The sequence below is a fragment of the Pedobacter foliorum genome (assembly GCF_013266735.1).
In the GTDB taxonomy this organism is placed as follows: domain Bacteria; phylum Bacteroidota; class Bacteroidia; order Sphingobacteriales; family Sphingobacteriaceae; genus Pedobacter; species Pedobacter foliorum.
Genome location: NZ_JABSNU010000017.1, coordinates 21,126 through 32,950, shown reverse-complemented (window position 1 = coordinate 32,950; position 11,825 = coordinate 21,126). Strand labels below are relative to the sequence as shown.

Annotated in this window: 10 protein-coding genes; 4 read left to right on the top strand and 6 right to left on the bottom strand. The window is 38.1% G+C overall.

Going from position 1 to position 11,825, the window contains the following annotated elements; all coding sequences use genetic code 11:
• Positions 1 to 3: 3 nt before the first annotated feature.
• The 3 genes from moaCB to nirB are packed head-to-tail and all read right to left on the bottom strand — an operon-like array spanning position 4 to position 3,823.
• A complete protein-coding gene (gene moaCB, locus HQN83_RS22485; RefSeq protein WP_173093570.1) occupies positions 4 to 912 on the bottom strand; it encodes a bifunctional molybdenum cofactor biosynthesis protein MoaC/MoaB in 909 nt (302 codons plus the stop codon).
• Positions 913 to 919: 7 nt separating this feature from the next.
• Positions 920 to 1,264: a nitrite reductase small subunit NirD gene (gene nirD / locus HQN83_RS22480; protein ID WP_173093568.1), complete on the bottom strand. Its 345-nt coding sequence runs from the start codon at positions 1,262 to 1,264 to the stop codon at positions 920 to 922.
• Positions 1,265 to 1,309: 45 nt separating this feature from the next.
• Positions 1,310 to 3,823: a nitrite reductase large subunit NirB gene (nirB, locus tag HQN83_RS22475; protein ID WP_173093566.1), complete on the bottom strand. Its 2,514-nt coding sequence runs from the start codon at positions 3,821 to 3,823 to the stop codon at positions 1,310 to 1,312.
• 274 nt (positions 3,824 to 4,097) lie between these two features.
• On the opposite strand from nirB, the gene cobA reads away from it, so the two are divergent.
• Positions 4,098 to 4,868 (top strand): uroporphyrinogen-III C-methyltransferase, encoded by a 771-nt coding sequence (gene cobA, locus HQN83_RS22470; protein WP_173093564.1) that lies wholly within the window; start codon positions 4,098 to 4,100, stop codon positions 4,866 to 4,868.
• Here cobA and HQN83_RS22465 read toward each other — a convergent pair.
• Positions 4,865 to 6,745, bottom strand: a complete 1,881-nt coding sequence (locus HQN83_RS22465; protein ID WP_173093562.1) for a chloride channel protein — start codon at positions 6,743 to 6,745, stop codon at positions 4,865 to 4,867. The two genes, cobA and HQN83_RS22465, sit on opposite strands and share 4 nt — an antisense overlap.
• A 242-nt stretch (positions 6,746 to 6,987) precedes the next feature.
• Here HQN83_RS22465 and HQN83_RS22460 point away from each other — a divergent pair, with 242 nt between their 5' ends.
• Positions 6,988 to 7,680 carry a Crp/Fnr family transcriptional regulator gene (locus tag HQN83_RS22460; protein ID WP_173093560.1) on the top strand — a complete coding sequence of 231 codons (693 nt, stop codon included), beginning with the start codon at positions 6,988 to 6,990 and terminating at the stop codon, positions 7,678 to 7,680.
• Between the two features lie 14 nt (positions 7,681 to 7,694).
• On the opposite strand, the gene HQN83_RS22455 is transcribed toward HQN83_RS22460, so the two are convergent.
• Entirely contained in the window at positions 7,695 to 9,086 is a 1,392-nt protein-coding gene (locus tag HQN83_RS22455) for a glycoside hydrolase family 140 protein (protein WP_173093558.1), read from the bottom strand.
• 32 nt (positions 9,087 to 9,118) lie between these two features.
• Positions 9,119 to 9,895 (bottom strand): LuxR C-terminal-related transcriptional regulator, encoded by a 777-nt coding sequence (locus HQN83_RS22450; RefSeq protein ID WP_217277452.1) that lies wholly within the window; start codon positions 9,893 to 9,895, stop codon positions 9,119 to 9,121.
• Between the two features lie 188 nt (positions 9,896 to 10,083).
• Between HQN83_RS22450 and HQN83_RS22445 the strand changes: the two genes are divergently transcribed.
• Positions 10,084 to 10,650, top strand: a complete 567-nt coding sequence (locus tag HQN83_RS22445) for an RNA polymerase sigma factor (RefSeq protein ID WP_173093556.1) — start codon at positions 10,084 to 10,086, stop codon at positions 10,648 to 10,650.
• Positions 10,651 to 10,745: 95 nt separating this feature from the next.
• Positions 10,746 to 11,714: a FecR family protein gene (locus HQN83_RS22440; RefSeq protein ID WP_173093554.1), complete on the top strand. Its 969-nt coding sequence runs from the start codon at positions 10,746 to 10,748 to the stop codon at positions 11,712 to 11,714.
• The last annotated feature ends 111 nt before the right edge of the window (positions 11,715 to 11,825 follow it).

The following is an 11,825-nucleotide window of genomic DNA, read 5'->3' as shown; positions in this document are numbered from 1 at the left end:
ACGCTAATGTCCTCCTCCTTTCATCATTTTTCGGGCATGGAAAACACCGGGTACTATCGCCTCCAGTGATTCTCTGGCTCCATCTGTACTTCCGGGCAGTGTAACTATTAATGAATGAGCGATGGATCCGGCAACAGCTCTACTCATCATGGCCATTGGTGTCCGCATTTGGCCGAAGTTTCGCATTGCTTCAGTAATTCCATCAGCATCGCGTTCCAGTATTTCACTTACAGCGCTTACTGTGTTGTCTCGTGGGCCAAGACCAGTTCCGCCTGTGGTGAAGATGAAATGGATATCTTCTGAAACCCATTGTAGCAACTGCTTTTGTATTTGTGCTTTATCGTCTGCAACTATTTCATAGGCTACCACCTTTGCATTTGCTTGTTCAAGTATGCCTTTGATTGCTAGTCCACTTTTGTCTTCACGTTTTCCTGCTGCGGTTGAATCTGAACATACCAGAACTGCACAAGTAGGAGAGGTTGAGAAGTATTTCTTCCGATCGCTTTTGCCACCTGTTTTCTGCAACAGCTTGATGTTGCCTATTTCAAGGTCGGTGTCTACCGGTTTTAGCATGTCGTAGATCTCAAGGGCAGCAATTGAAACGGCCGTAAGTATCTCCATTTCTATACCTGTACGACCAATGGATTTTGCTTCACCCAATATCTGAATGCCGCCTTCAGGAATGAAACTGAAGGAAATGTCCATGCTATCGATATTTACAGGATGACAATGGGGTAGTAGTTGAGGAGTTAATTTAGCGCCTAAAAAACCAGCTGCTCTGGCCACATCAAAAAGATTGCCTTTTGGTAGTTCATTGCCTTTGATCTTTGAAATGGTTTCAGTTGAACAAAAGATGGTAGCTACTGCCTTGGCTGTTCTTAATGTGATTTGTTTGCTGGTTATGTCGCGCATATTTAATTTAATTTTGTAAGCCGATGTATACAAATCCATCTTCAACCTTAACCGGGTAGGTTTGTATCGCACATTCATCTCCACTCAAACATTCTCCTGTAGATAGTGAAAATGTCTTTTTATGGAAAGGACAGGCAATTTTAGGATCTTCACCTACCGAACCGATCATGCCACGGCTAAGTGCCATTTGCCTGCGGTGAGGGCATAAATTTTGTGTGGCATACCATTCATTTCTGCGGGTAAAATAAAATAATGCAATTTGTTCCTCTCCGCACTTAACACATACTCCTCCGTTTTGTACTGCGTCTTCAACGCGGCATGCTTCAAACCAGTTTGTCGTTGTTTCTACCATGATTTTCTGTTTTGTTAGTGTATAAATAGGTTTGTTTGTTTTAGGTTATGCTGTTGTCCAGTTTGCAGCCTTTTTCTGACCGCGCATTTCATCAAATTTTATACTTGGATCCTTTTCTTCAGGAGCGTTCACAAAATGATTGAACCTTTTTCTTATTTCTGGATCCTCAATTGCCGTTTTCCATTCACATTGATAGCTGTTTACGATGTTTTGCATTTCAATTTCCCATTGCGCTGCCATTCCCAGACTGTCATTTACAACTACATTTCTCAGGTATTCAATTCCTCCCTCCATTTTGTTTAACCAAGGAGCGGTACGCGTTAGTGGGTCGGCAGTGCGGATGTAAAACATTAAGAAACGATCTATGTATTTGATGCATGTGTCGCTATCTACATCCGAAGCCAGAAGCAATGCGTGCTGAGGTTTGCTGCCTCCGTTGCCACATACGTATAGGTTCCAGCCTTTTTCTGTTGCTATAATTCCAAAATCTTTACTTTGAGCCTCTGCACATTCACGAATACATCCGCTAACGGCAGACTTTAATTTGTGTGGAGCCCTTAACCCTCTATAGCGTTCTTCTATTCTGATCGCATAGCTTACGCTATCATGTAAACCAAAGCGACACCAGGTACTGCCAACACAACTTTTAACTGTGCGCAAGGCTTTTCCGTAGGCATGTCCACTTTCAAAACCTGCGGCAATTAGCTCTTCCCATATTAAAGGCAGGTCACTTAAGTGTGCGCCAAACATATCTATGCGTTGTCCGCCAGTGATTTTTGTGTATAGACCGTATTTTTCGGCAACCTCTCCAATAATAACCAGCTTTTCTGGCTTGATTTCTCCTCCCGGAATTCTCGGAACTACAGAGTAGGTGCCGCCTTTTTGGATATTTGCCAAAAACCTGTCGTTACTGTCCTGGGCGGTATCATTACCTCTTTTAAGGATCATGTCATTCCATATACTTGCCAGAAGTGATGATACCAGCGGTTTGCATATTTCGCAGCCATCGCCTTTGCCAACGTTGTCCAGTACTTGCTCGTAACTTTTAAGGTTGTGTATTTTTATAAGATCATATAATTCTTGTCTGCTCAGTTGAAAATGCTCACATACCACATTTCTGATGTATTTGCCATTTTCTTTCATGGTATGAACCATTAGGTCTTTTACCATAGGGATGCATCCTCCACATCCTGTTCCTGCTTTAGTACATTTCTTAATCGCGTCTACCGACTCGCAGCCCTCTAAAGAGACCGCATTGCAGATGCTGCCTTTAGATACTCCTTCACAGCTACAAATCAATGCGTCGTCCGGAAGTCCGGCCAGACCTGCATTTTCTGTTTGTGAGCTCCCTCCACGTGACCCTAATATTAAATCTTCAGGGTTAGGAGGGAGTGCAATTTTGTTGTTTACAGTTTGCAGTAGCATATTGTAGGCTTCTGCTTCACCAATTAGTATACCTCCAAGTAAATATTTCCCATCATTACTGATGTTTATGCGTTTGTAAATTCCTTTATGAGTGTCTTCAAATAAGATGCTTCTTGAATCTGGTTCAGTTATAAACGGATCTCCAAAACTCGCTACATCTACACCAATAAGTTTTAGCTTAGTGCTCATGTCAAATCCATGGAATGTTTTGTCACCTTCACATAGATTAGCAGCTACCACTTCTGCCATTTCATATCCAGGAGCGATTAACCCATAAATATTATGATTAAACAAAGCGCATTCTCCGATTGCAAAAACAGAGGGGTCGCTGGTTTGCATAGCTTCATTTACCAGAATTCCACCTCTGGTGCCTACTTCGATTCCGCAGAGTTTAGCTAACTCATCTCTTGGGCGGATTCCGGCAGAAATTACAAGTATGTCTGTTTTTAACTCACTTCCGTCATTAAACTTTAGGTATTCTATACGGTTTTCACCTTCTATGCTACTGGTTCCTTTGTTTGTATATATAGATAAGCCCAGTGTGCTAAGTTTAGTCTGCAACATTTGACTGCCGGCACTATCTATCTGCCTTGGCATTAGCCTTGGTGCAAATTCAATTACATGTGTTTCCTTAAGATTTAAGTCTATTAATGCTTTTGCAGCTTCTAAACCTAATAAGCCACCTCCTAATACGGAACCTGTTTTTGCATTTAAAGCATAGTTTTTAATAAGCTCAAGATCTTCGATGGTGCGATAAACGAAAACCCCATCTTTATCTACACCGGGTATATCAGGAACAAAAGCCGACGACCCTGTTGCCAGAACGAGGTAGTCATAGTTTAAAATAAGCCCTTTGCTTGAATGTATGGTTTTGTTCTCCCTGTCAATTTCTTTTACCGGATCGCCAAGATGAAGAATGATATTTTGTTCATTGTACCAGTTCTCATGAGATAAGGAAAGATCTTCTGCGGTTTTTCCATTGAAGTATTCGCTTAGGTGAACTCTGTCGTATGCCCTCCGTGGTTCTTCTCCAAATACAATAATTTTGAAATTATCTGATTTAGCGGCTAATTTTTCACAAAATTTATGTCCAACCATTCCATTTCCTATTACGACTACTGTTTTTTGATTCATAATTTAGATTTTGTTGGGTTATTTATTCTGTTTTACTAGTAATTGTGGTTTGTTTAGGTCAAATATATACAATAATTTATATTATTGTAATAATTGTGTGATTTATATCATGGTTATTTTTGTTTATTTATTGTTGTTTTTAGTTTTATTGTGTTTTATATTATTTAATTTGTGATTATTTTGTGTTTAAATGAATTATTTTGTGTTAATGTGTTTATTTATATGCTATATTTATTCTATTAATTGGTTTTTTTTGATATTAATCGTTGTTTTTATGGGTATTTTTAAGAAAAAAACAGATAATCCTGTGTTTTATGTAGTTGGTTCTGGTCCTGGTGATCCAGATTTGCTAACAATTAGAGGTTTTAAGGTTTTAGAGTCAGCGAAAGTGATACTTTATGATAATTTAGTGAACAAAGAGCTATTAGATATAGCACCTGATGATTGCGAAAGAATTTATGTAGGTAAAAAACCCTATGGGTTTTGCACTTCACAGGAAACTATTCATCAGCTTATAAAACATTATGCATTTACAAGGGGAAACGTTGTTCGTTTAAAGGGGGGTGATCCTTTTATTTTCGGAAGAGGCTTTGAAGAGATACTATTTGCTCGTGAGCACGGTATTGAGTCTCATTATGTGCCGGGTATTAGTAGCATGCAGGCTAGTGGCTTAAATGATATACCGTTAACCCATCGTGGGATAAGTGAAAGCATCTGGATTGTAACAGGTACAAAGAAGGATGGCTCTTTGTCATCAGATCTCCAACTCGCAGTTAAAAGTAAGGCGACTGTAGTTATATATATGGGAATGAAAAAGTTGACGGAGATTTCTGCAGCTTATATAATATCTGGAAGAGGATCTGTCCCTGCGTCGATAATTCAAAATGCTTCCTTACCTCATCAGAAACAGGTGATTTGTGAGGTTCAGGATCTGTCTCAGGCTGCAACGAACTCTGGACTTACTAACCCCGCAATTATAATAATTGGAGATGTTGTAAAAGCCGCAGAATTCGTTGCCGCTCAAGAAGTACATAAGTACGCTTAGTTTTCTTTTACTTTATGGATCAGCTGACGTCCTTTTACTAGTATTTTAATGCGCTGACGCTTTAAAGAGAGGTTAATTCCTGCCTCCTGATTTTCCTTTAGGTGTATTTTATATGCGGTAAGTACATCTTTATATGTAAGTAAGCCAATTACTCTGTTTTTCTCTTTGGTAGATAGAACAGGCAAAAACTCTTCATCGCATTTAGACATTAACTCTACAGCCGTAGCCAGATTGTCATTGCTTTTTATTGCGGGTATACTTTGTTCCATAATTTCCGAAATAGGGCCATCCGCATCATGGTTTTTATTGTATATGCTTGAAAGCGTGATCACTCCTTTAAAGTTATCTTCCTCGTCCATCACCATAAAGTGATTTTCTAAAGGAGGATTAAGGTCAAAGAACGCCCTGATTTCATTGATGCGGTTTTTAGTGCTTACAACCATACTATTGGCTTTTAGTACATCGGCAACAGTCATTTTTCGTAAGATATCAGGCTCGTAAGAGTCAGGAGTATATATTCCTCTTCTGGCAATTTTCTCGGTCATGATGGTGTTTTCCATGAAAAAGAAGGAAATGAGGTACGATGCTGTACAAGCCCCAAGCAGAGGTAATAACGCATGAGATTGCATGGTAGCTTCAAGCGCAAAGGTTATGCTGGTTAGGTAAGCTCTTGAAGCCCCTGCAAACATAGCCGACATACCAACTAAAGCAGCCATAGGAATACTGATGCCTGAGTTTGGAAATAACAGTAGTGTGATTGAGCCAAGTATGGCTCCGGCAGCACCGCCTATAGTTAATAAAGGTGCAAGCGTACCTCCGGATGTTCCGCTTCCAAGTGCAATTGCCCAGGAGAGAAATTTAAAGAAACAAAGACTTAGCAGTAATGCCAAAGGTATTTTTCCTGATAAAACACTAATAATATTGTCGTAGCCTACACCTAAAGTGTGAGGAGCAAAATATCCAATTACTCCTACAGCTAAGCCGCCAATTGCAGGCCACCACATCCAGTGGATAGGTAGTTTTTCAAAAGCATCCTCAATGTGGTACACAATTTTAGTTAAGCCTAATGAAATAAAACCAATTATTATGCCCATAAAGCTGTAAATACCCAAAGCCATATTGGTAGGTGTACTGAGTTCGGGCATGTGAAATACGGGGCCAGATTCAAATAAAAACTGATGACCTGCTGCGCCCGTGATACAGGCTAATGCAACAGGAAGAATGGCTTTTGGTGAAAATTCAAATAGTAACAACTCAATCGCTAAGAAAATAGCCGCTATCGGCGTACCAAATATGGCCGACATACCCGCAGTTGCTCCGGCAGCAAGTATAATTTTACGTTCGTTAGGTGTGATTTTAAATAATTGCCCTAAAGTAGAGCCCAATGCTCCACCTGTCGCGATTATTGGACCTTCAGCGCCAAATGGTCCTCCGGTTCCAATTGCTATTGCAGAAGATAAGGGCTTTAAAAGTGCAATAGAGGGTTTAATCTTGCTTTGATTAACCAATATCTGCTCCATTGCCTCCGGAATACCATGTCCTCTTATTGCTTTAGAGCCATATAATGCCATTAGCCCGACCAGTACACCGCCAATTGCAGGAATAATAATTACCCATAACCCCAAATGGTTGTTTGCAGGACTATTAAACTTTAAATCAAAGCTTCCGTAAAAAGCAATGTTTGTTACCAGATCTATCAGAGAGATTAGAACTTTCGCAATTAAACTAATGGCAATGGCAACACCAATAGAGAGTAAAGAGATTTGTAGTAAACGTTTTTTCTGGAGATAGCCCTTCTTTGTACCATTTGTTGGTTGGTTTAAATAATCTAAGGAGGGGGATATTGGAATCCCGTTTTTATGCAACGGTCTTTTCATTTAGCTGATGAGTTTTTAGTAATAAACTGTAAATGATTTTATTTACGGGCACAAAGGTATGGTTATTTTATAGGTTATAAAAGTAAATTATATTGTTTATGCAATGTTTTTATTTGTGTAATTTATATTAATTGAATATTAGTGTTGTTTTTACAATATTAATGTAATTCAGTTTTATTACGCTAATTCTTTACTTTTGATATTTATATAGTATTATTGCACATCAAATACCTGTTTAAAAAATGAAGGAGTGTAGTAATCTATGTGATCTTAAAAGTTGCTTCCTGTGTAAACTCTGTTTACCAGAATGGTTACCTGCACTTGAAATTCAAAAAAAGAACTTTGAAGTAAAAAAGGGAGAGGCACTCTTTAAAGAAGGAGATCCTGTGAAAGGAATTTACTTTGTGTACCGTGGAACGGTTAAAGTTCATAAAAGATGGGACAATGAAAAGGAGCTTATTATTCGTTTTGCCGGTGCCGAAGAAATTATTGGGCATTTAGGCCTTGGTAAAAAACCACTGTATCCAGTTTCAGCTACAGCCTTAGAAAATACAGTTGTATGCTATCTGGAGAGAGATTTCTTTGAAACAACATTAAAGGTGAACGGCGAATTAACCTATAAATTAATGCAGTTTTTTGCAAATGAACTTCAGGATTCGCATAGGGCAATGCGCGATTTGGCACATATGTCTGTTAAAGCTAGGATAGCACAATCTATTTTGGCGTTGTTACATAAATTTGGTGTTGATGATAACGGCTATATTGCTTTGGCGCTGGCTAGACAGGATATAGCTTCATATTCTGGAACAACCTATGAAACCTTATTTAAAGTAAGCAATGATTTTATAAAGGATGGAATTATTGAGGTTTCTGGTAGAAACATCCGTGTACTAAATGAAAAACGACTCTCTGAGATCGTAGGCGTTACCGACTAAGAGCAAATGGACTACTAACCATTTTCTAATACCAATACCCAATCTAAAGCTTCTCCACTGGTTGGAGGAGTAAAGGTAAGTTCCGGCTTTCTATCGATTCTGAAAGCTGAGCTAAACACTCCAGTTCTCGGATTAAACCATTTGGCTTTAAATGCACGCTTTCCTTTCAAGTTGGTCGTGTTTACGGTTAATTTGCGTCCGGTAGGAGTGTAAATGAAGGCGTAATGTCCATCATTTGCCCGGGTAGCACTGCAATGCGTACCGTCTTTAGGGTTATCACCTGAAATTAGACTTTGATCAGGGATACGGTCCAACATCGATTGAGATTGTATTAGCTTTTTCACATATCCCATTTGCTGTGCACCGGGTAAATCCATTGCTTCTTTCCAATAACGTCTGGCTAAATTTATCGGTTCGCGACCAGGAGCATAGAACTGCCATATATCATGACATCCATATGTATGCCCAAGAGCACCTGCGAACACTTGCCAATAGGCTAGTTTCCGAATATCATCTGCTGTTGAAAAACCGTTCTTTTTTGCATCAAAACATACCGGATGATCCTCATAAAGAGGTTCCCCATCAATCACCGGTTTTGTAGGTTTTAAATTATAATCATAAGTGATTTTATCGTAATTACTTCCATCCCGGCAATGTCCGGTTTGCAGCATATTAAAGTCCAGCCATTCATCATTATGGAACCATGTTGATGAGCCACCATTTTCATTTGGCTGAGGGTGAAATGTCATGAGTGTTTTATCATTACCACCCGCACCAGCTGCAATACCCTCGGCTAATGAGCGCCAAATGGCTACATCTTTATCGTTACGCGGATTGCGGTCGCCACCCAGTATCCATATAATGTTAGGTTGGTTTTTGTATCTATTGCCTAAAAACTTTCCGTATTCCTTTGCATTTTGAACATTAAAAATTTCAGGACCTGTCCCCCAGGTATTTTTAAATACTTTATCACCCCAAAGAGGCAGCAAACCTAAGTATAAACCTTTAGTAGCAGCCAATTGAATAAATGCATCTATGTCTTTAAAGTAATCCTCATTAAGCTCAGAAATATCATTGTTTTTAAGTGGTTTATGCCCTAATGCATTCGGCTCATTAATGCCATCCAGTTCGGCCAATACTACCGTTTGAAGTACTGTAAAGCCTTTGGATTTGCGATTGTCCATGTAGATTTCTGCATCTTTAAGCGTTAGTCTATGTAGCATTTCCCAAGCAGTATCTCCAAGATAAAAGAATGGCTTTCCATCAGCATATACAAGATACCTCTGATTATCAGATACACGTAATCCCTGCATCATTGCGTTTTTAGACCTTGTTTTTTGGCTATGAGCTGGAATATGGATAGCTAATGCAAGGAATAATAGAGATATCAAACTTACTTTTTTCATAGTTGCGTACTTAACCAATAACCACATAGTGTCTATATCCAGCCTTCACTTATTGCCTTGCTTACCAAATCTACCGAGCCTTTTGCGTTTGTTTTGTTGAGTATATTTTTTCGGTGCGTGCTCACTGTATATGGGCTTATAAATAATACATCAGCTATTTCCTTTGTGCTTTTACCTTCTACAATGAATTTCAAAATCTCTCTTTCCCTTTTTGTAAATATGTCGTACGACCTGGTAATGCGTTCAACATTCTGGATATTGTAATAGGAGGGCTCGCCATCTAACCCGATAATTGAAAAACAGGGAATACCATCCTGTTTAATGTGCGAGATGTCAGTTTGTAAGCAAAGCGTGCGATAAAAATTAGTTGTATCGTAGTCAATTTGAACAGCTTGGTGCAGTATGCGTACGTATTTGTTGCTTTTAGCCTTTATTCTGTAATCGTATTGAACCTTATAATTCTTGATTTTATCAAAAGGTAGTGGTTTAAAAAACTCTGTTATGCGATACTCAAAATTCAGAAAATATGATTTATCTTCTGGATGAATTTTATCCATTAAAAACTCTGCACTCATTTCATCAATTTCGTAACCCAAAACACCCGTTACCTCTGGACTTATAAACTCTATTGCGCCCTGGTAAATGTTAAAAATTAAGTAGTAATAACTTCCTACCTGAAAAATATTTAATAATCGCTTATGGAATTCTAGCTGTAACCTTAATTCATTTGAATCAACAGAGTCGGTTTTAACAACAGTACCCCATATTTTTTTAGCATTTAAATAAAAATCTGACGTAGATCTTTGCATGATTGAGGCATTTTAGATAGTCTAATATACCTCAAATATGTTGTCGTGCAAAGGTAATACTGTTGTATTTGAGAACAAGTGCCTTTGTTATCTTGCATATGAACAACTTTTGCATATATTTAATTAACCAAATATTACCAAATAATAAGAGTTAACATCCTGTTCATATTGGAACTCTACTTTTGAATATGCTTCAAGTTGGAAGAAAAGACGAAGAAATAGTTCGACAACTTAAGTTGGGCGATACTGCTGCTTACGATCTCTTGTATGAGATGTATTGGAAGAAGCTATATGTCCATGTATTAACCCGGATTAAAGATGAAGAGGCTGCTAAAGATATTGTGCAGAATGTTTTTATCAATATTTGGGAGCGAAAAGAAACTATCATAGTTAATACTACTCTTGAGCAGTTTTTAATGGGAGCTGCGAAATTTCAGGTACTCAATTATTTCAGATCAGAAAAAATAGAAGAACGCGTTTTTGATTATACTTTAAGGAAGTTTGAAGATGCATCAGTCTCTATTAATGAATTATCCGACTATTTAGATCTGGAAAAGCTTATAGAAGTAGAAATAAAAGGCTTCCCCGAAAAAATGCGCAATGCATACCTGTTAAAGCATGCCCACCACTCTACATCTGAAATAGCAGAAAAACTAAACCTTGCAGAGCAGACAGTTTCAAACCATATTTGTGAAGCGATGAGACGGATTAGGAAGAGATTAAGTGAAAAATTCCCGGAGCGACTGATTAATTAATGTAAACTTAACAATTTCTCAAAGTAGATTCAGGTGTTTGAAGTTACTTATAGGAAAGAGGCAGAAGTTTGGAATCAGAGCAGTTTAAAAAAATATTGGAACGCTATGTCAGCGGAATGGCAAGTGAAGACGAAAAACAAATCGTCGAGAATTGGTATGCTACATACGATGATGAAATTGCTATGCAAGAATTTACTGAATCGGGTAAAGAAGCAACCATTAAAGCCGAAATGCAAAATGTTATTTTAAATAATAGAGATCATCTCTTAGGTAGAAAAATTTCATTCTTTAAGCAATATTATAAATACGCGGCAATATTGGCTCTAATTTTACCTGCACTCTTTTTTGGCAGAAAGTTTTTAAAACCAACAAATGATTTTAGAAAAGCTGTAGAAAACGAAATCTTTAGTGTGATAGAAACAAAAAACGGGGAATACAAAAAGGTAGTTCTGGCCGATCAGTCTGTCATTCAAATGAATCCCAATACAACATTGCGTATCCCGGCCGAATATGCTTTAAAACCTTCGGGTGAAGCAATTTATACAGATAGATCTATTTTCTTAGATCAAGGAGAGGCTTTTTTTGAAGTAACAAAAGACCCCAAGCATCCATTTGTAGTTTATACCAAGCAAATAAAAACGCGTGTACTCGGAACCAAATTTTCCGTAAATACCCAACCTAAAGCTATCACTGAAGTTAGTGTAAGTGAAGGTAAAGTAGAAGTTAGTGATAGTAAAAAAGTATTTGATCGTCTGCTACCAGGCAAACGATTACGCTACAATTCGAAAACAGCGAAGTGGAAAACTGCTGATTTTGCTACACGTGAACATAATGCCTGGTTTGAACAGGTTACGGATCTAGACCACGCTTCATTTGCAGAAGTGGCCAAAGTTATGAGAGTTAACTACGGTGTAGTTCTACGAGGAAATAATAGGGCAACTTCAAATTACTTATACAATCTACAAATACGATCTACTCGTTCTCTGGATCAGACCATGAAAATAATCTGTTCAGTACATCAAAATAAATATAGGAGGATAGGAAATGAAATAGTGATATACTAAAAACAAAAAAACCGGATCTGAAGCAGACCCGGATTGATAAATTCAACAGGAAGTAGTTTGCGACCCTCTATCTGTTGGATCTTGTAGAATCTTATTTATCAATAAAATAAC

Bases quoted from the DNA above. Each gene is read 5' to 3' on its own strand.
- nirD (WP_173093568.1), bottom strand. From the start codon at position 1,264: ATGGTAGAAACAACGACAAACTGGTTTGAAGCATGCCGCGTTGAAGAC.
- HQN83_RS22445 (WP_173093556.1), top strand. From the start codon at position 10,084: ATGCTTCAAGTTGGAAGAAAAGACGAAGAAATAGTTCGACAACTTAAG.
- moaCB (WP_173093570.1), bottom strand. From the start codon at position 912: ATGCGCGACATAACCAGCAAACAAATCACATTAAGAACAGCCAAGGCA.
- nirB (WP_173093566.1), bottom strand. From the start codon at position 3,823: ATGAATCAAAAAACAGTAGTCGTAATAGGAAATGGAATGGTTGGACAT.
- cobA (WP_173093564.1), top strand. From the start codon at position 4,098: ATGGGTATTTTTAAGAAAAAAACAGATAATCCTGTGTTTTATGTAGTT.
- HQN83_RS22460 (WP_173093560.1), top strand. From the start codon at position 6,988: ATGAAGGAGTGTAGTAATCTATGTGATCTTAAAAGTTGCTTCCTGTGT.
- HQN83_RS22455 (WP_173093558.1), bottom strand. From the start codon at position 9,086: ATGAAAAAAGTAAGTTTGATATCTCTATTATTCCTTGCATTAGCTATC.
- HQN83_RS22465 (WP_173093562.1), bottom strand. From the start codon at position 6,745: ATGAAAAGACCGTTGCATAAAAACGGGATTCCAATATCCCCCTCCTTA.
- HQN83_RS22450 (WP_217277452.1), bottom strand. From the start codon at position 9,895: ATGCAAAGATCTACGTCAGATTTTTATTTAAATGCTAAAAAAATATGG.